General features: G+C 72.2%; 15 protein-coding genes and 1 pseudogene. 8 read left to right on the top strand and 8 right to left on the bottom strand.

The window, feature by feature from the left end:
* Positions 1-38 precede the first annotated feature (38 nt).
* The 3 genes from FPV26_RS04660 to FPV26_RS04650 all read left to right on the top strand — a co-directional run bounded on the left by FPV26_RS04660 (position 39) and on the right by FPV26_RS04650 (position 3,894).
* A complete protein-coding gene (locus FPV26_RS04660) occupies positions 39-1,214 on the top strand; it encodes a phosphoglycerate kinase (protein ID WP_147652557.1) in 1,176 nt (391 codons plus the stop codon).
* A 90-nt stretch (positions 1,215-1,304) separates the two neighbouring features.
* Positions 1,305-2,768 (top strand): pyruvate kinase, encoded by a 1,464-nt coding sequence (gene pyk, locus FPV26_RS04655; RefSeq protein WP_147652556.1) that lies wholly within the window; start codon positions 1,305-1,307, stop codon positions 2,766-2,768.
* Positions 2,769-2,883: 115 nt separating this feature from the next.
* Complete coding sequence (locus FPV26_RS04650) at positions 2,884-3,894, top strand: class I fructose-bisphosphate aldolase (protein ID WP_147652555.1); 1,011 nt, start codon at positions 2,884-2,886, stop codon at positions 3,892-3,894.
* 70 nt (positions 3,895-3,964) lie between these two features.
* Here FPV26_RS04650 and FPV26_RS04645 read toward each other — a convergent pair whose 3' ends face one another.
* On the bottom strand, positions 3,965-4,645 hold the full coding sequence (locus FPV26_RS04645) for a DUF6498-containing protein (RefSeq protein WP_147652554.1): 681 nt from the start codon (positions 4,643-4,645) through the stop codon (positions 3,965-3,967).
* Entirely contained in the window at positions 4,642-5,205 is a 564-nt protein-coding gene (locus FPV26_RS04640) for an O-acetyl-ADP-ribose deacetylase (RefSeq protein ID WP_147652553.1), read from the bottom strand. The genes FPV26_RS04645 and FPV26_RS04640 overlap by 4 nt, the downstream gene beginning before the upstream one ends.
* Positions 5,206-5,446: 241 nt before the next feature.
* Between FPV26_RS04640 and FPV26_RS04635 the strand changes: the two genes are divergently transcribed.
* From FPV26_RS04635 to FPV26_RS04620, 4 genes are all read left to right on the top strand, one after another.
* Positions 5,447-6,568 carry an efflux RND transporter periplasmic adaptor subunit gene (locus tag FPV26_RS04635; protein WP_147652552.1) on the top strand — a complete coding sequence of 374 codons (1,122 nt, stop codon included), beginning with the start codon at positions 5,447-5,449 and terminating at the stop codon, positions 6,566-6,568.
* Positions 6,565-9,690 (top strand): efflux RND transporter permease subunit, encoded by a 3,126-nt coding sequence (locus tag FPV26_RS04630; protein ID WP_147652551.1) that lies wholly within the window; start codon positions 6,565-6,567, stop codon positions 9,688-9,690. The genes FPV26_RS04635 and FPV26_RS04630 overlap by 4 nt, the downstream gene beginning before the upstream one ends.
* 153 nt (positions 9,691-9,843) lie before the next feature.
* The gene (locus FPV26_RS04625; RefSeq protein WP_425473053.1) at positions 9,844-11,346 is read left to right on the top strand and encodes an alanine/glycine:cation symporter family protein; all 1,503 of its coding nucleotides are present in this window, start codon (positions 9,844-9,846) and stop codon (positions 11,344-11,346) included.
* The gene (locus tag FPV26_RS04620; protein WP_147652549.1) at positions 11,249-12,118 is read left to right on the top strand and encodes a TrmH family RNA methyltransferase; all 870 of its coding nucleotides are present in this window, start codon (positions 11,249-11,251) and stop codon (positions 12,116-12,118) included. The genes FPV26_RS04625 and FPV26_RS04620 overlap by 98 nt, the downstream gene beginning before the upstream one ends.
* A 312-nt stretch (positions 12,119-12,430) precedes the next feature.
* On the opposite strand, the gene FPV26_RS04615 is transcribed toward FPV26_RS04620, so the two are convergent.
* From FPV26_RS04615 to FPV26_RS04605, 3 genes and pseudogenes are all read right to left on the bottom strand, one after another.
* Positions 12,431-13,831: a M28 family peptidase gene (locus FPV26_RS04615; RefSeq protein WP_147652548.1), complete on the bottom strand. Its 1,401-nt coding sequence runs from the start codon at positions 13,829-13,831 to the stop codon at positions 12,431-12,433.
* A gap of 184 nt (positions 13,832-14,015) precedes the next feature.
* Positions 14,016-14,729 (bottom strand): annotated as a pseudogene (locus FPV26_RS04610) (fumarylacetoacetate hydrolase family protein); the annotation flags it as partial.
* 14 nt (positions 14,730-14,743) lie between these two features.
* On the bottom strand, positions 14,744-15,019 hold the full coding sequence (locus tag FPV26_RS04605) for a hypothetical protein (RefSeq protein ID WP_147652546.1): 276 nt from the start codon (positions 15,017-15,019) through the stop codon (positions 14,744-14,746).
* Between the two features lie 81 nt (positions 15,020-15,100).
* On the opposite strand from FPV26_RS04605, the gene FPV26_RS04600 reads away from it, so the two are divergent.
* Positions 15,101-15,475, top strand: coding sequence for a Rieske (2Fe-2S) protein (locus FPV26_RS04600; RefSeq protein ID WP_147652545.1), 375 nt, complete (start codon positions 15,101-15,103; stop codon positions 15,473-15,475).
* A 99-nt stretch (positions 15,476-15,574) separates the two neighbouring features.
* Here the strand turns inward: FPV26_RS04600 and FPV26_RS04595 are convergent, their stop codons facing one another.
* The 3 genes from FPV26_RS04595 to FPV26_RS04585 are packed head-to-tail and all read right to left on the bottom strand — an operon-like array spanning position 15,575 to position 19,003.
* Positions 15,575-17,416, bottom strand: coding sequence for an SLC13 family permease (locus FPV26_RS04595; RefSeq protein WP_147652544.1), 1,842 nt, complete (start codon positions 17,414-17,416; stop codon positions 15,575-15,577).
* A gap of 36 nt (positions 17,417-17,452) precedes the next feature.
* Complete coding sequence (gene trmB / locus FPV26_RS04590; RefSeq protein WP_147652543.1) at positions 17,453-18,172, bottom strand: tRNA (guanosine(46)-N7)-methyltransferase TrmB; 720 nt, start codon at positions 18,170-18,172, stop codon at positions 17,453-17,455.
* A 27-nt stretch (positions 18,173-18,199) separates the two neighbouring features.
* Entirely contained in the window at positions 18,200-19,003 is an 804-nt protein-coding gene (locus FPV26_RS04585; protein ID WP_147652542.1) for a thiazole synthase, read from the bottom strand.
* Positions 19,004-19,098: the final 95 nt, after the last annotated feature.

Here is a 19,098-nt window from a genome sequence, read left to right as displayed (position 1 = left end):
CCCCCCGCCACACACGGCCCGACCGGCCCGGGAGCGCCATGTCCATCCTCCGCATGACCGACCTCGACCTGCGCGGCAAGCGCGTGCTGATCCGCCAGGACCTCAACGTGCCGATCGAGCACGGCCGGGTGACCTCCGACCAGCGCATCCTCGCCTCGCTGCCCACCCTGCGCCATGCGCTGGAACAGGGCGCGGCGGTGATGGTGATGTCGCACCTGGGCCGGCCGAAGGAAGGCCAGTGGAGCGAGGCCGATTCGCTCGCCCCGGTCGCGCGCCGCCTGTCGGAGCTGCTCGGTGTCGAGGTGCCGCTGGTGCGCGACTGGGTGGACGGGGTCGAGGTCGCGCCGGGGCGGATCGTGCTGCTCGAGAACTGCCGCATGAACGTCGGCGAGGGCAAGGACGACGAGGCCCTGGCGCGCAAGTACGCCGCGCTGTGCGACGTGTTCGTGATGGACGCCTTCGGCACCGCGCACCGCGCCCAGGCCTCCACCCACGGCGTGATCCGGTTCGCCCGGGTCGCCTGCGGCGGCCCGCTGCTGATGGCCGAACTCGACGCCCTGGCCCGCGCGCTCGAACATCCGGCGCGGCCGCTGCTGGCCATCGTCGCCGGCAGCAAGGTCAGCACCAAGCTCGAGCTGCTGTCCTCGCTGGTGCGCAAGGTGGACCGGCTGATCGTCGGCGGCGGCATCGCCAACACCTTCCTCGCCGCGCAGGGGCTGCCGGTCGGCAAGTCGCTGTACGAGCCGGACCTGGTCGAGACCGCGAAGGCGATCATGGCCGACGCCAAGGCGCGCGGCGCCGAGATCCCGCTGCCCACCGACGTGGTGGTCGCGCCCGAGTTCAAGGCCGACGCGCCGGCCACGGTGAAGCCGGTGGAGGCGGTGGGCGAAGGCGACATGATCCTCGACATCGGCCCGCAGACCGCCGCGCGCTACGCCGCGCTGGTGGCCTCGGCCGGCACCGTGGTCTGGAACGGCCCGGTCGGCGTGTTCGAGTTCGACGCCTTCGGCAAGGGCACGCAGGCCCTGGCCCGCGCGATCGCCGATTCGTCCGCGTTCTCGATCGCCGGCGGCGGCGACACCCTGGCCGCGGTGGACAAGTACGGCATCGCCGACCGGGTCTCCTACATCTCCACCGGCGGCGGTGCCTTCCTCGAGTTCCTCGAGGGCAAGGAACTGCCGGCGGTGGCGGCGCTGAAGGCGCGCGCGGGCTGAGCCGCGCTGCAATCGTTTGCGCCGCGGCGCGGTTCCGGATGCGCCCGCGCGCGTGCTAGCGTGAGCGCGGTTTTTCCGCCGGAACACCCGATGTCGCACCGCCGCCGCACCCGGATCCTGGCCACGCTCGGCCCCGCCACCGACGGGCCGGGCGTGCTCGACGCGCTGCTCGCCGCCGGCGTGGACGCGGTGCGGCTGAACTTCTCGCACGGCGACCCGTCGGCGCAGGTGGCGCGCGCGCAGGCGGTGCGCGTGGCGGCGGAGCGGGTCGGCGTGGAGGTCGGCATCCTGGCGGACCTGCCCGGGCCGAAGTTGCGCATCGAGCGCTTTGCCGAGGGCCGGGTGCGGCTGCAGGCGGGGCAGCGCTTCGACCTGGTGGCGCGCGCGGACGCGCCCCCGGGCGATGCCTCGCAGGTCGGGATCAGCTATCTCGGCCTGCCCGGCGACGTGCGCACGGGCGACATCCTGCTGCTCGACGACGGCCTGGTGCAGTTGCAGGTGGAGCGGGTGGAGGGCGAGCGCATCGTCACCACCGTGCTCAACGACGCCACCCTGTCCGACCGCAAGGGCCTGAACCGCCACGGCGGCGGGCTCTCGCTGGGCGCGCTGACCGAGCGCGACCGCGAGCTGATCGGCGTGGCCGCGCGGATCGGGGCCGACTTCATCGCGGTGTCGTTCTGCCGCGACGCCGCCGACATCGAGGAGGCGCGGGCGATCGCGCGCGCGGCCGGTTCCGACGCGGCGCTGGTGGCCAAGATCGAGCGTGCCGAGGCGATCGCGAACCTGGCCGGGATCATCGATGCCGCCGACGTGGTGATGGTGGCGCGCGGCGACCTCGGCGTGGAGATCGGCGACGCCGAACTGCCCGGCCTGCAGAAGAAGATCATCCGCGAGACCCTGCAGCGCAACAAGGTCGTGATCACCGCCACGCAGATGCTGCAGTCCATGGTGGACTCGCCGATCCCGACCCGGGCCGAGGTGCTCGATGTCGCCAATTCGGTGATCGACGGCACCGACGCGGTGATGCTGTCGCAGGAGACCGCGGCCGGGAACTGGCCGGTGAAGGCGGTGGAGGCGATGGCGCGGATCTGCGTCGGCGCCGAGCGCCAGTTCGACCACGACACCGACTTCGAGGCCGCGCCGCGCAACCTCGAGCGCGCCGACCAGGCGATCGCGATGGCGGCGATGTTCCTGACCGAGCACATCGGCGTGCGCGCGATCGTGGCCATGACCGAGTCCGGCGGCACCGCGCGCTACCTCTCGCGCTTCCGCTCGGCCTCGCCGATCTATGCCCTCTCGCGCCACGCCGGCGCGCGCCGGCGCATGGCGCTGATGCGCGACGTGTTCCCGATCGCCTTCGACAGCCGCGGCCTGGGCTCGCGCGAGGCCGCGCGCGAGGCGCTGCGGGTGCTGTACGGCCAGGGCCTGCTGGCCGCCGGCGATCGGGTGGTGGTCACCAGCGGCGACCACATGGAGCGGCACGGGGCCACCAACACCCTGCGCCTGCTCCAGGTCGGCCCGGACGGCCGGGCCGAGGGGCTGGGCGACCTGTAGGGCGGGCCTTGGCCCGCCGTCCCCGCCCACCCGCTCCCGCAGCGGCGGCGGGCGCAGGCCGGGATGGGGGTGAGGGTATAATTCCACGCTTTCCCACCCGCGCCCCAGCACGCCCATGAGCATCGAACAGCTTGCCGACACCGCCCGCGCCATGGTCGCGCCGGGCAAGGGCATCATCGCCATCGACGAGTCCACCGCCACCATCGCCAAGCGCTTCGCCGCGGTGGGGATCGAGAACACCGAGGAGAACCGGCGCGCCTACCGCGAGCTGCTGCTGACCACGCCGAAGCTCGGCGACTACATCTCCGGCGCGATCCTGTTCGACGAGACCATTCGCCAGTCCACCAGGGCCGGCGTCCCGTTCACCAAGGTGATGATGGACAACGGCATCATCCCCGGCATCAAGGTGGACAAGGGCACCCAGCCACTGGCCGGCTTTCCCGGCGAGGTCGTGACCGAGGGCCTGGACGGCCTGCGCGACCGTCTGAAGGAGTACGCCAGGCTCGGCGCCCGCTTCGCCAAGTGGCGCGCGGTGATCACCATCGGCGAGGACATCCCCTCGGGCACCTGCATCGAGGCCAACAGCCACGCCCTGGCCCGCTATGCCGCGCTGTGCCAGGAGCAGGGCCTGGTGCCGATGGTGGAGCCGGAAGTGCTGATGGACGGCAGCCATGACATCGGCACCTGCTACGAGGTGACCGAAGTGGTGCTGCGCTCGCTGTTCGACGCCCTGTACAACCACAACGTGATGCTCGAGGGCACGATCCTGAAGGCCTCGATGGTGGTGCCGGGCAAGGACTGCCCCGAGCAGGCCAGCGTCGAGGAGGTGGCCGAGAGCACCCTGATGTGCCTGAAGACCGCGGTGCCGGCGATCCTGCCGGGCATCGTGTTCCTGTCCGGCGGCCAGAGCGACGAGGCCGCGACCGCGCACCTGAACGCGATGAACCAGATGGGCCCGCACCCGTGGCCGCTGTCGTTCTCCTACGGCCGCGCCATGCAGCAGGCCGCGCTCAAGCTGTGGGCGCAGGACATGCAGGGCAACTGGGCCAAGGCGCAGGAGACGGTGTACGCCCGCGCCCGCGACAACGGCCTGGCCGCGCTCGGCCAGTGGAAGCAGGCGGCCTGACGCCGTCCCTGCCACCGTCCCGCGATCCGGAACGCCGGCCCCGTGCCGGCGTTTCCGTTTCAGGGGGTATTCAGGGCGGCGTGGGCGTGGCCGGCGCGCCTTGCGCGCCGCGCTGCAGCCAGCGGTGCTCGAGCAGGTGCATGCCGACGTCGGCCGCGGTCTTGAGCACGCCGAACAGCAGCAGGCTCCCGGCATGCCCGAGTGCCATCCCCAGCAGGATCGTCATGTGCATCGGCAGCACGCGCAGGTAGGGCATGAACATCAGCGTGCCGAGGTTGGGCGTGCGCGCCAGGTCCGCGGCCACGTGCTCGCGGTGCGACTTGCGGTGGCTGAACCAGAACGAGACCGCCAGGCCGGCCACCAGCAGCGGGTCGTGCCACTGCAGGCGCCCGCCGAACGGCAGCTCCGGCACCGTCTCCGGCGCGAACTGCGCGGCCAGCGTGATCACGGTGAACACGCACAGGAACAGCGCGTAGATCAGGTGGAACAGGCCGTAGTGCAGGGCGAAGAACCAGGCCACGCGGCGCTGCGTCTCCGGCGTCGCCGCCACGCTGCGGCCGTTGACGGTGAAACCCGCGGTGGAATAGCGGCCGAGGGCGAGGATCCGCTTGCGCGCGAACCAGCCGATGATCACGCTCTGGCACCAGTACGGCCACAGCAGCATCACCAGCGGCCACTGCTCCCACGCGGCCACCGCCAGCGCGAGCGCGTTGGAGAGGAAGATCGGCAGGGTGGCCCGGTCCGGTTTCATGCGTGCGGCCCGGTTGCGTCGGTCGTGCCCGCGCCCGGCGCCGTCGCCAGCGCGCGCCGGTAGCGTGCGGCCATCGCCGCGTCGAAGCAGCAGAACACCACCCGTTCCGGCAGCGCGTGCGTGGCGAGCCACTCCCGCACCGTGGCCACCGCGAGCGGCACGGCCTGGTCCGGCGGGTAGCCGTAGATCCCGCAGCTGATCGCGGGGAAGGCGATCGAACGCAGGCCGTGCGTTTCGGCCAGGGCCAGGCAGGCGCGGTAACAGGATGCCAGCAGCGCCGGTTCGCCCTGCGCGCCGCCATGCCAGACCGGCCCGACCGTGTGGATGACATGGCGCGCGGGCAGGCGATGGCCGCCGGTGATGCGCGCCTCGCCGGTCGGGCAGCGCAGGCCCGGCTGTGTTTCCGGCAGCGCCCGGCACTCGGCCAGCAGTCCCGGTCCCGCGGCGCGGTGGATCGCGCCGTCCACGCCGCCGCCGCCGAGCAGGGCCGGGTTGGCGGCGTTGACGATTGCGTCCACCGCCAGCGTGGTCAGGTCGGCCTCGAGCACTTCGATCGGCATGCGGTCAGTGTGCCGCAAGTGGCGGCTGGTTCCACCCAGCCCCACCCCGTGTGCCCTTCGCGCCAGCCAGCGCCCTCGAAACCGCAAAGCGGGAACCAGGCCGGCACTGCCGTGACCATCGGCAGGCGCAGCGTCGGGCGGATCCGGCTTTCCTGAGCGGTTCCCGGCCCGGCGCCGCATGCGCCGTGTCAACCGTGCGCCTGCAAGGGCGTTGACATCCGGATCGCTAGAATCGCCCCGCATGCCCAATTCCCGTCCCGTTCTCCGTTTCCTCCTTGCCCTTGCCCCTGTCCTGGCCGCTGCGCTGCTCGCCGGCTGCGGCGGCAAGGACGAGGCCGCGGCCGCCGGCCCCCGCGGCGGCAATCCGCCGGTGCCGGTCACGACCGTCGTGCTGCGCCTGCAGCCGTTCGCCGACCGCGTGCAGGCGATCGGCACCGTGCAGGCGCGCGAGTCGGTCACGGTCACCGCCAAGGTCAGCGAGACCGTGCAGCAGGTGCATTTCGACAGCGGCGAGGAGGTCGCCAGGGGCGCGGTGCTGGTCACGCTTTCCGGCCAGCAGCAGCAGGCCGCGCTGGCCGAGGCGCAGGCCGCGGCCGAGGAAGCCGAGCGCCAGTACCGGCGCCAGAGCGAACTGGCCGCGCAGCAACTGATCGCCCGCTCGCAGCTCGATTCGGCGCGCGCCACCCGCGACGCGGCGCGGGCGCGCGTGGCGCTGGTGCGCGCGCAGCTCGGCGAGCGCGTGATCCGCGCCCCGTTCGCCGGCCGGCTCGGCATCCGCCAGGTCAGCCCCGGCGCGCTGGTCACGCCCGGCACGCCGATCGCCACCCTCGACGACCTCTCGCGCGTGTACGTGGACTTCCCGGTGCCCGAGGCGCTGCTGACCCGGCTCGCGCCGGGGCTGCGCATCAGTGGCACCAGCGTCGCCCATCCCGGGCGCGTGTTCGAGGGCACGGTGAGCGCGGTGGATGCGCGCGTGGATCCGGACACGCGCGCGGTGACGGTGCGCGGCGAGTTCGCCAACCCCGACCGCGCGCTGCGTCCCGGGATGCTGGTCACGGTGCAGCTGATGCAGGCCGAGCGCCGGGCGCTGCTGGTGCCCGAGATCGCGATCGTGCAGGTCGGGCAGAAGTCGTTCGTGTACCGGATGCAGGCGGACGGTACGGTCGAGCAGGCCGAGGTGCAGGTCGGCGCGCGCCGCGAGGGCCAGGCCGAGCTCGTTTCCGGGGTGAAGCCGGGCGAGCGGATCGTGGTGGACGGCGTGGGCAAGCTGCGGCCGGGGGCGAAGGTGGTCGAGGCCGGCGCGTCACCCGCCGCGCCCGGTGCGCGCGGGAGGGCGCGGAGGGACGGAGACGCCGGGCGATGAAGCTCTCCGACATCTCCATCGAGCGTCCGGTCTTCGCGACCGTGATGAGCCTGCTGCTGATCGTGCTCGGCGTGCTGGCCTACACCCGGCTCACCCTGCGCGAACTGCCGGCGATCGACCCGCCGGTGGTGTCGGTGGACGTGGCTTACCCCGGCGCCTCGGCGGCGGTGGTGGAGACGCGCATCACCCAGGTGCTGGAGGACGCGCTCTCGGGCACCGAGGGCATCGAGACCATCGAGTCGCGCAGCGTCAACGGGCGCGCCTCGATCAGCATCGAGTTCAACCTCTCGCGCGACATCGAGGCCGCGGCCAACGACGTGCGCGACGCGGTCAGCCGCGTGCTCGACCGGCTGCCGCCGGAGGCCGATCCGCCCGAGATCGAGAAGGTCGAGAGCGACGCCGAGACCATCCTGTGGCTGAACATGAGTTCGACCACGATGGACACGCTGCAGCTCACCGACTACGCCGAGCGCTACGTGGTGGACCGGCTGTCGGCGCTGGACGGCGTGGCCCAGGTGCGGATCGGCGGCCAGCAGCGCTACGCGATGCGGATCTGGCTCGACCGCGACGCGCTCGCCGCGCGCGGCCTGACCGTGGCCGACGTGGAGAACGCGCTGCGCGCCGAGAACGTCGAGCTGCCGGCCGGCCGGCTCGAGTCGCAGGCGCGCGACTTCACCCTGCGCGTGGAGCGCAGCTACCGCGAGCCGCAGGACTTCGCCCAGATCCCGCTGCGCAAGGGCGCCGACGGCTACGTGGTGCGGCTCGGCGACGTGGCGAAGGTGGAGCTGGCCTCCAGCGAACGCCGCGCCTACTACCGCAGCAACGGCGAGCCCAACATCGGCCTGGGCATCATCAAGACCTCCACCGCCAACGCGCTGGACGTGGCCCGCGCCGCGCGCGCCGAGGCCGGGCGGATCCAGCCCACCCTGCCCGAAGGCACCGACATCTTCGTCGCCTTCGACAGCACCGTGTTCATTGATGCCGCGGTCAAGCGCGTGTACGCGACCCTGCTGGAGGCGATCGCGCTGGTGCTGATCGTGATCTGGCTGTTCCTGGGCAGCGTGCGCGCGGCGCTGATCCCGGCGGTGACCGTGCCGGTGTGCCTGGTGGCGGCGTTCATCGCCCTGTGGGCGTTCGGCTTCTCGATCAACCTGCTGACCCTGCTGGCGCTGGTGCTGTGCATCGGCCTGGTGGTGGACGATGCAATCGTGGTGCTGGAGAACATCCAGCGCCGCGCCGATCTTGGCGAACCGCCGCTGCTCGCGGCCCGGCGCGGCACGCGCCAGGTCGCGTTCGCGGTGATCGCCACCACCGCGGTGCTGGTGGCGGTGTTCCTGCCGATCGGCTTCATGGAGGGCAACACCGGACGGCTGTTCCGCGAGCTGTCGGCGGCGCTGGCCGGCGCGGTGGCGATCTCGGCCTTCGTCGCCCTGACCCTCACGCCGATGATGTCGTCCAAGCTGGTGCGCCCGCACGACAGGGAGAACCCGTGGCGCATCCACCGCTGGGTGATGGGCGGGCTGGAATGGGCGGCGGCGCGCTACCGGCGCATCCTCGAGTGCACGGTCGAGCGGCCCGGCCTGTACGGCGCGCTGATGCTGGCCGCGCTCGGCCTCAGCGTGGTCCTGTTCAAACTGGTGCCGACCGAGCTGGCGCCGCCGGAGGACCGCGGCGCGTTCTTCGTGTCCGTGGTCGGCCCGGAAGGCGCCGGCTTCGACTACACCGTCGAGCAGATCCAGCAGGTCGAGAAGATCCTGGCCGGGCACATCGGCGCGGACCAGCCGATCCAGCGCGCCAACACCCGCGTGCCCGGCGGCTTCGGCGCCAGCGAGGAGATGCACACCGGCCAGGTGATCGTGTTCCTGCAGGATTGGAACAAGCGCGAGGTCACCACCAACGAGGTGGTGGAGCGCCTGCGCAAGGAGCTGGCCTCGCTGCCCGGCGTGCGCGCCAACCCTTCGGTGCGCACCGGGCTGACCCGCAGCCGCGGCCAGCCGCTGCAGGTGGTGATCGGCGGCCCCGACTACGCCGAGCTGGCGCAGTGGCGCGACCGCCTGCTGGCGCGCATGGAGCAGAACCCGAAGCTGTTCTCGGTGGACTCCGACTACAAGGAGACCCGGCCGCAGATGCGCATCGACATCGACCGCCAGCGCGCCGCCGACCTCGGCGTGAGCGTGGCCGAGATCGGGCGCGCGCTGGAGACGATGATGGGCGGCCGGCGGGTGACCACCTACGTGGCCGATGGCGAGGAATACGACGTGATCGTGCAGGCCGGGCGCAGCGACCGCGCCACCCCGGCCGACCTGGCCGCGATCCAGGTGCGCGCGCGCGACGGTTCGCTGGTGCCGCTGTCGAACCTGGTCACGCTGCGCGAGCTGGCCGAGCCCGGCAGCCTGAACCGCTTCAACCGCCTGCGCGCGATCACGATCAGCGCGGGCCTGGCGCCCGGCTACCGCCTCGGCGAGGCGATCGAATGGGTGCAGCAGGTGATCGAGGAGGAACTGCCCGAGCACGCCCAGGTGGACTGGAAGGGCGAATCGCGCGAGTACCGCCAGGCCGGCGGCGCCGCGCTGCTGACCTTCGGCCTGGCGCTGCTGGTGGTGTACCTGGTGCTGGCGGCGCAGTTCGAGAGCTTCATCCACCCGTTCGTGATCATGCTGACGGTGCCGCTGGCCGTGCTCGGCGCGCTGCTCGGGCTGTGGCTCACCGGCGGCACGCTCAACCTGTTCTCGCAGATCGGCATCGTGATGCTGGTCGGCCTGGCGGCGAAGAACGGCATCCTGATCGTCGAGTTCGCCAACCAGCTGCGGGACGCCGGGCGCAGCGTGCACGAGGCGATCGTGGAGGCGGCCGGGGTGCGCCTGCGGCCGATCCTGATGACCTCGATCGCGACCATGGTCGGCGCGGTGCCGCTGGTGCTCGCCGGCGGCCCGGGCTCGGCCAGCCGCGCCACGATCGGTGTGGTGGTGATCTTCGGCGTCGGCTTCTCGACCCTGCTGTCGCTGTTCGTGGTGCCCGCGTTCTACGCCCTGCTCGCGCCCTACACCCGCTCGCCCGAGGCGCTCGCGCACGAGCTGGCGCGGCTCGAGGGCGAAACCCCGCCGCTCGGCCGGGAGGCCTGAGCCGCGCGCCCGCCCGGCGGTCGGCGCGGCATTCCTGGGCGGGCGCGAATCCGGGTATCGTGGCGCCCTTCGTCACCGCCTCCGGGAAAGCAAGCCGTGGAAACCCTCGTCCATGCCGTCAGCGGCATCATCTGGAGCAAGGCGCTGATCCTCATGTGCCTCGGCGCCGGCCTGTACTTCTCCTTCCGCACCCGGTTCATGCAAGTGCGCGGCTTCGTCGAGATGCTGCGCTTGACCGTGCGCGGGCAGAGCTCCGAGGCCGGCGTGTCCTCGTTCCAGGCCCTGGCGGTGTCCATGGCCGGGCGCATCGGCATCGGCAACATCGCCGGTGTGGCCACCGCGATCGCGTTCGGCGGCCCGGGCGCGGTGTTCTGGATGTGGGTGATGGGCTTCCTCGGCGCGGCCACGTCCTACGTCGAGTGCACGCTGGCGCAGCTCTACAAGTCCAAGGACGCCGAAGGGCGCTATCGCGGCGGCCCGGCCTACTACATCGAGAAGGCGATGGGGCTGAAGTGGTACGCGATGGCGTTCGCGCTGGCGACGATCGCGGCGGCCGGCTTCCTGATGCCGGGCGTGCAGGCCAACGCGATCGCCGACAGCATCGCCAACGTCTGCCAGGGCAGCGCGCTGTGCGGCAGCCTCGACGGGCAGTGGCTGGGCCTGCCCGAGCGTGACGCGCTCAAGCTCGGCATCGGCGTGACCGTGGCGCTGCTGCTGGCGGTGATCATCTTCGGCGGCATCCGGCGCATCGCCCATTTCGCCGAGGTCGTGGTCCCGTTCATGGCGCTGGGCTACATCCTGATGGCGGTGACGGTGATGGTGCTCAACGCCGAGCGCGTGCCGGAGATGTTCCGCATCATCTTCAGCAGCGCGTTCGGCGCGCACGCCGCGTTCGGGGCGATGCTCGGCCTGGCGGTGGAATGGGGCGTCAAGCGCGGCATCTACGCCAACGAGGCCGGCCAGGGCACGGGGCCGCACGCGGCCGCGGCGGCCGAGGTCTCGCACCCGGCCAAGCAGGGCTACGTGCAGGCGTTCGCGATCTACTTCGACACGATGATGGTGTGCACCTCCAGCGCGTTCCTGATGCTGGCCACCGGCATGTACAACGTGCAGGGGCCGGACGGGCAGGCCCTGTACTCCGGGGTCGTCGGCGTCGAGGCGGGCCCGGCCTACGCCCAGGCCGCGGTCGAATCCATCCTGCCGGGCTGGGGGGCGGGCTTCATCGCGCTGGCGCTGTTCTTCTTCGCCTTCACCACGATCATGGCCTACTACTACATGGCCGAAACCAACCTCACCTACGTCAACGGCAACCGCCGCCGCCCGTTGACGGTGCTGTTGCTGCGCCTGGGCATCCTCGGCATGGTGATCTTCGGCGCCTACCGCAACGCCACCCTGGCCTGGGCGCTGGGCGACATCGGCGTCGGCCTGATGGCGTGGCTCAACATCATCGCGATCCTGATCCTGCACAAGCCGGCGCTGCTGGCGCTGCGCGACTACGAGCGGCAGAAGAAGCTCGGCCTCGATCCGGTGTTCGATCCGGACGCGGTGGGCATCCGCAATGCCGATTTCTGGCGCGAGCGCCGCGATTCGCGGCCGGCCCCGGCGGCCGGTCCGGCAACCCCGGTGGTGGCGTTGCCGCAGGGCGATGGCGCCTGACCGCGCGGCCGAGCTGCGCCTGTACGGCCTCAACGCCGTGCAGGCGGTGTTCGCGCGCCGGCCGCAGGCGATCCGCAAGCTGTACCTCGCCGAAGCGCGGATTCCGCAGCTGCAGCCGCTGCTGAAGTGGTGCGCGGCGCACCGGATCGGCTACCGCGTGGTCGCGGACGCCGACCTGCAGAAGCTCGCCGCCAGCGCGCACCACGAGGGCGTGGTCGCCGACGTGCTGCGCGAGGCGCCGCAGCCGCTGTCGTCGTGGCTGCGCACCCTGCCGGCCGGCCCGCAGTGCGCGCTGTGGCTCGACGGTGTGGGCAACCCGCACAACCTCGGCGCGATCCTGCGCTCGGCCGCGCATTTCGGCGTGGCCGCGGTGCTGTTGCCGAAGCAGTCCACGCTGGCGCTCTCCGGCGCCGCCGCGCGGGTGGCCGAGGGCGGCGCCGAGGCGGTGCCGCTGGTGCGCCTGGGCCGCACCGACAATGCCATCGCGCAACTGCACGGGGCCGGCTTCACCCTCGCCGCCACCGTGGTCCGCGGCGGCGAACCCCTGTTCGCGCGCGCCCTGCCGCCGCGCCTGGTGTACGTGCTCGGCGCCGAGGGCGAGGGCATGGACCCCGACCTCGCCGCCGCCTGCGACCTGCGCCTGTCCATCCCCGGCACCGGCGCGGTCGAGAGCCTCAACGTCGCCGCCGCGACCGCGGTGCTGCTGGCCGAGTGGGCACGGGCTCGGCCGCGGATGGCTGCGGGGTCAAAAGCGAAAGGCAGAAGCATCTAGCCACGGATCTACGCGGATGAACACGGATGGAAAAGCGTTCAGACGCGGATTGACGCCGATGGGCGCGGATCGAAGGCAAAGGGATTTGGACGCGGGCTGACGCGGATGACGGCTTCGTGTCCGTCATTCCGGCGCAAGCCGGAATCCATCGGAAACGGCAACCTGGATCCCGGCTTTCGCCGGGATGACGACTCGCCCAGCCCTGCTTTTACGCCCGATCCGCGTCCATCCGCGGAGATCCGCGTCTACAAAATGCTTTTATTCATCCGTGTCCATCCGCGTCCATCCGTGGCCAAAGCTTTCCGCTTTCGCTCAATCCGCAACCGGCCCCTTCGGCGCGCTGCCGAAGTCGCCCTCGGCCTCGGCGGCGAGGTACGCGAACACGGCGTAGGCGGCGACGTTCTGCGCCAGCGCCTGCGGGTTGATCTTGTCGAGGGTGTCGTCGGGCGTGTGGTGGTAGTCGAAGTAGTCGGTGCCGTCCTGGCGCAGGGCTGCCCAGGCCAGGCCGCGCTCGGCGAAGGGGCTGATGTCGGGGCCGGGGCCGCCTTCGCCCGGGGTGTGGGCGATGCCGAGCGGGGCCAGCGCCTGCGCGATCCGGCGCACCGCGCCCTGCGCGTACTCCGGCGCGCCGCTGGCGAAGGCGTAGATGCGGCCGGCGCCGAAGTCGCTCTCGGCCGCGATCTGGTGCTTGCCCACCGCGGCCGCGTGCCGTGCCGCGTAGGCCCTGCCGCCGTGCAGGCCCTGCTCCTCGTTGGCGAAGGCGACCACGCGGATGGTGCGCGCGGGACGCCTGGGCAACTGCCCGATCAGGTGCGCGGCGGCCATCGTGATCGCCACGCCGGCACCGTCGTCGATCGCGCCGGTGCCCAGGTCCCACGAATCCAGGTGCGCGCCGATCAGCACCACCTCGTCCGGGCGGCTGCGGCCGCGGATCTCGCCGATCACGTTGTACGAGGTGTATTCGCCGTCCCAGCCGCAGTCGAGCGCCACGCGCACCCGCACCGGGCCGCGCGCAAGCAGGCGCGCGAGCTGGTCGGCGTCGGGATTGGCCAGCGCCGCGGACGGAATCGGGGTCAGGCCCTCGTCGAAGCGGGTGATGCCGGTGTGCGGGTTGCGGTGCCAGTCGGTGCCGGCCGAGCGCATCAGGAACGCCGCCGCGCCGGCGCGGATCGCCGCCGACGGGCCACGGCTGCGCAGGCGCGAAGCGGGGCCGTAACCGCTGCCGTCGCGGGCGCGCTGCATGCGGTAGTCCACGAACGCGATCTTGCCGGCCAGCGAGCCGGCCGGCGCGGCCTCGAGCGCGGCCAGGTCGGCAAAGTGCACCAGCTCGGCCTCGACCGTGCCGCCCGGGCTGCCGCCGAGCGCGGTCAGTGCCAGCGGTTGCGCGTGCGCGCCCAGCACTTCCGCGCGCTCGCTGCGCCGCACCCACTTCGGGAAGGTCACCGGCTCCCGCCACACCCGGTCGAAGCCGAGCGCGCGGAACCTGGCCTCGGCCCAGGCCACCGCGCGCGCGTCGGCCTCGCTGCCGGGCAGGCGCGGGCCGATCTCGGTGGTCAGCGCTTCGACCACCTGCCACGCGGTGCCGTCGGCCAGCGCGCGCTCGCGCAGCTGTGCGGCGGTGGCGAGCGCGGAGTCGGGGATCTTCGTCTCGCGCGGTGCGGCGGCGACGCCGGCGGCGAGGGCGAGGGCGAGCAGGCAACTGGCAAGGCGCATGCGCGGATTCCTGACGGCGGGAGTCGGCGAGCCTAGCAGCCGGCGCCGGGCCGCCCGTAGGCCGCAAGTCACGGCTGCCGCGCGTGGTGTGCGTGGCTGCGACGAGCCGGATTCAGCGCTGTAGCGAATCGCGGAGTTCGTGCACCCGCGATCCCCCGCCGGGCATCACCGCGGCCAGCGGCGGGGCGATCCGGCCGGTGAGGCTGGCCACGCCGTCGAGCCGGGCCTCGAACACGTCGCCGACCTGCAGCGGGCCGACGCCGGCCGGGGTGCCCATGAACACCAGGTCGCCGGCGCGCAGGGCGTACAGCTTCGACAGTTCGTGCAGGATCTCGGCCACGTCCCAGATCAGGTCGGACAGGTGCCCGTGCTGGCGCAGGGCGCCGTTGACGTGCAGGGTGAGTGCGCATGCGGCGAGGGCAGGCACGTCCTGCGCCGGGACCAGGGCGCTGACCGGGGCGCTGTGGTCGAAGGCCTTGCCGGTGTCCCACGGCAGGCCCTTGGCCTTGGCCGCGGCCTGCAGGTCGCGGCGGGTGAGGTCCAGGCCGACGCCGTAGCCGTACACCAGGGCCATCGCGGCCTGCGGCGCCAGCACGCCGGGCGGCGCGTCGCGTCCCAGCGCGACCACCAGTTCGACTTCGTGGTGCAGCTCGCGCGTGCCGGGCGGGTAGGGCACCACGCCGTCGAGCACGAGCGCGTCGGCGGGCTTGGCGAAGAACACCGGCGTGCCGCGCTCGGCCTTCGACGCCGGGGCGCTCGCGCCCATCTCGCGGGCGTGGTCGGCGAAGTTGCGGCCGACGCAGTGGATGCGGCGGACAGGGAAGACGGCATCGCCCGGGAGTCCGGTGCCGCGCACCGGGATCCGCACCGGCGCGGGCGCGGGGATCACATCGTGCATGGAACGCTCCGCGTTCAGCGCGAGGCCGGCAGCACCGGTTTGCCGACCACGCGGTACTCGCCGTCCACCACCCGCGCGTCGCGCGCGACCGGCTTGCCGCGCAGTTTCCACAACCGATACAGCACGCCCGCGGTGAGCATCGCCACGCCGACCAGCACGCTCATCGCCAGCAGCACCAGCAGCAGGCCCAGGCCGACCAGGCCGAGCAGCGCGCGCAGCAGCGGGTGGCGCGGCTTGCGCGGGGCGAACGCGGAGCGCAGGCGGTCGAATCGGAACTGGAAGACGTGCATCGGGCTCCCCTCGGCCAGGCCGTGACACAATCCCGGGCCGGGCCCGGGTGGGCGAGTATCCGGCCGGTGCCGGAGGCGCGTGTGAGAACTTCGTTAAACCATGACGGCGGTCAGCCTCTCGCGCGCCTGGCGCAGATCGAGGACGACGGGTTCCTCGAGGTGGAGGCGGTGCTCGAGGGCGACGCCGAGTCGTTGATCCTGCATCGCCGCGGCGACCAGGTGCGTGCCTGGCTCAATGTCTGCCCGCACGCCGGCCGCCGGCTGGACTGGGCCCCGGGCCGGTTCCTGCGCTCGAAGGAGGGGCTGCTGGTGTGCGCCGCGCACGGGGCCTCGTTCGAACTCGAGCACGGTGTGTGCGTCGCCGGCCCCTGCCGCGGCGCGGGATTGCGCGCGGTGCCGGTGGAAGTGCATGGCGACCAGGTGTGGCTGGCGCGGCATCGGCCCGAAGTGGGGTGAGCGGGCGCGCGGCCGCGTGTCGGAGCCGGATGCGGAGCCCACGCGGCGAACCCCGCCCCAGGCACACCGGCGCCCCCGCCCACATGCGGCGAAGCCGGTTCAGAACATCAGGTTCACCGCGATTACCACGATCGCGAGATAGATCAGCGACAGCGGCCCGCCCACGCGCCACAGGTCGCGCGGCTGGTATGCGGCCGGGCCGGTGATCATCGAGATCACCGGATTGGACGCCGTGACCAGGTTGTTCGACGCCGACAGCGCCACCACCAGCGCGAACGCGGTCGGATTGCCGCCTGCCGCCAGGGCCAGGTTGATCGCCATCGGCACCATCACGATGGTCGCGCCGACATGGCTGATCACCAGCGAGAACACCGTGGTCAGCAACCCCACCGCCACCTGCAGCACCCACACCGGCATCCCTTCCGGCAACTGCTCGATGGTGTGCCCGGCCACCCATGCCGCCGCACCGCTCGAATCCATCGCCCACCCCAGCGGGATCAGGCACGCCATCAGGAACACCGTGCGCCAGTTGATCGCCGCGTAGGCCTCGTCGATGTGCAGCACCCCGCCCACCAGCATCGCCGCCACGCCCGTCATCAGCGCCACCGGCACCGGAATCCGCGCCGACAGCGCCAGCAGCATGGTCACCGCGAAGATGCCCATCGCCATCTTGAACTTGTGCGGCCGCTGCTCGCCCTTCGGGTAGTCGGTGACGACCACGAAGTCCTTTTCTTCCGCCGCCTGCGCCAGGTCCTGCCAGATCCCGTGCAGCACCAGCATGTCGCCGGCACGCAGCGGCAGATGGCGCACGTTCTCGCGCAGCACCTGCTTGTCGCGGTACACCGCCAGCAGGCTGATGCCGAAGCGCTTGCGCAGCTGCAGCTCGGCCTGGGTCTTGCCGATGTAGTTCGAGGTCGGCGGCACCACCGCCTCGGCGATGCCCGCGCGGCTGGGGTTGAACAGGTCGCCGAAGGTGCGCAGGCGCGAACTCATGCGCAGGAAGTTGTTCTGCGCGAAGTCCGCCACCTGCTGCCGCGGCCCCATCGCCCCGAGCACGCTGCCGACCCAGATCCGCGCATCCGCCGGCGGTGCCAGCCGCGCCTCGTTGCCGGTCTTCAGCGCCAGCAGCAGCGGCGCCCCGTGCAGCGCTTCGGCCTCGCCCAGCGACATGCCCACCAGCGGGCTGTCGGCGGTGACGGTGAGCTCGTACACGTCGCCCTCGATCCCGTAGGCCTGGGCGAAGTAGCTCTCGGTGCGCGCCGGCGTCACCCCACGGTCCACGTCCAGCTGCGCCAGCACCCGGTCGCCGTAGAAGCGGAAATACAGCAGCCCCGCGCCGAGCAGCGCCAGGCCGATCGGCAGCGGCGCGAACATGCGCAGCGGTTCGAGCGTGGCCATGCCCGAGGGCAGGTTGGCGTTGGCCGAGACCAGCAGGTCGTTGAGCAGGATCAGCGGCGAGTTGCCGACCATGGTCAGCCCGCCGCCCATCACGATCGCCACCGCCACCGGCAGCAGGAACCGCGACAGCGGCAGGCCCGTGCGCGAGGACAGGCGCGAGGCGACCGGCATGTACAGCGCCATCACCGACGGGTTCTGCATGAACGAGGAGTTGAGCCCGGCGACCGCCGAGGTCAGCAGCAGCAGCCGCTGCTCCACGCCCCTGGCCCGCCGCAGCAGCCAGCCGGCGAGCCGGTTCAGCGCCCCGGTGCGGTCCAGCCCCGCGCCCAGCACCATGGTGGCGATGATGCTGATCACCGCGTTGCCCGAGAACCCGCCGAACAGGTCCTCCGGCGCCACCAGCCCGGTCAGCCCGAGCAGCACCAGCACCACCAGCGCCACCACGTCGGCGCGGATCCGCTCGAACAGGAACATCACCATCGTGAAGCCCACCAGCCCGAGCACGAGCTTCATGTCGGTGGTGAGCGTCAGCGCGGTGTCCATTCGGGTGCGATCGCGTTCCGCGTGAGAGGTTGCGCTTCAGATCCTGTCGTACAGCAGGTCCCACACCCCGTGCCCGAGCCGCTGCCCGCGCGCCTCGAAGTGCGTCTGCGGGCGCCACGCCGGCCGCGGCACGTGCCCGCGCGCCCCGGCGCTGTTGCGCAGGCCCGGCGTGGCGTCGAGCACGTCCCACATCTGCTCGGCATAGTCCTGCCAATCGGTGGCCAGGTGCAAGCGCCCGCCGGGCGCGAGCTTGCGCACCAGCAGCGCGGCGAATTCCGCGTTCACCAGCCGCCGCTTGTGGTGGCGCTTCTTGTGCCACGGATCGGGGAACCAGATCCGGACTTCGGCCAGCGCGCCGTCGCCGATCTCGTGCTGCAGCACCTCCACCGCGTCGTGGTGGTACACGCGCACGTTGCCGGTGCCGTCCTGGGCCAGGCCGTTGAGCAGGCGGCCGACGCCGGGGGCGTGCACCTCGATGCCCAGGTAGTCGCGCGCCGGATCCTGCGCGGCCGATGCGCGCAGCGCCTCGCCGTTGCCGAAGCCGATCTCCAGCACGCGCGGGGCGCGGCGGCCGAACACGGCGTCGAAATCGCGGGCCTGTCCGGTGTAGTCCAGGCCGTAGCGCGGCCACAGCAGGTCGAACGCGCGCTGCTGCGCCGGAGTGAAGCGGCCCTGGCGCAGGACGAAGCTGCGCACGCGGCGGTGGCCTTCCTCGACCGTGAAGGGCTTCGGCGGAAGCTTGCCGGGGTCAGTCACCGCAGGCCTCCCCGACGCGGGCCGCCCTCATCCGATCAGCCCTTCGACCGGGCTCGAGGCCGAAGCGTAGCGCTTGCGCGGGATGCGCCCGGCCAGGAACGCCGCGCGCCCGGCCTCGACCGCGAGCTTCATCGCGTGCGCCATCAGCACCGGATCCTTCGCCCCGGCGATGGCGGTGTTCATCAGCACCCCGTCGCAGCCGAGCTCCATCGCGATCGCCGCGTCCGAGGCGGTGCCCACGCCGGCGTCCACCAGGATCGGCACCTTCGCGTTCTCGACGATCTCGAGCAGGTTGTAGCGGTTCTGGATCCCCAGGCCCGAGCCGATCGGCGCGGCCAGCGGCATCACCGCCACGCAGCCGATCTCCTCCAGGCGCTTGGCCAGGATCGGGTCGTCGCTGGTGTAGACCATCACCTGGAAGCCTTCGGCGACCAGGATCTCGGCGGCCTTGAGCGTCTGCACCACGTCCGGGTACAGCGTCTTCTGGTCGCCGAGCACTTCCAGCTTCACCAGCGTGTGGCCGTCGAGCAGCTCGCGCGCCAGGCGGCAGGTGCGCACCGCGTCCTCGGCGGTGTAGCAGCCGGCGGTGTTGGGCAGGATCGTGTAGCGGTCCGGCGGCAGCACGTCGAGCAGGTTCGGCTCGCCGGGGGTCTGGCCGATGTTGGTGCGGCGGATCGCCACGGTCACGATCTCGGCGCCCGCGGCCTCGGTGGCGCGGCGGGTTTCCTCGAGATCCTTGAACTTGCCGGTGCCGGTCAGCAGCCGGGAACGGTAGCGGCGGCCGGCGACGACGAGCGCGTCGTCGGGCCGCAGAGTGGACAGGTCGTGCATCCGCAAATGGTACCGCGCGCCGCCCGTCGGCCGCAGCCGCGAAACCGCGGCCGGGCTGTCCGGTTCATGCGGAGCGCGCCGTAGTGTGGGCTGAG

The sequence above is a fragment of the Vulcaniibacterium gelatinicum genome (assembly GCF_008033445.1).
GTDB classification, from domain to species: Bacteria; Pseudomonadota; Gammaproteobacteria; order Xanthomonadales; family Xanthomonadaceae; genus Vulcaniibacterium_B; species Vulcaniibacterium_B gelatinicum.
This window is presented reverse-complemented; position numbering and strand designations above follow the sequence as displayed.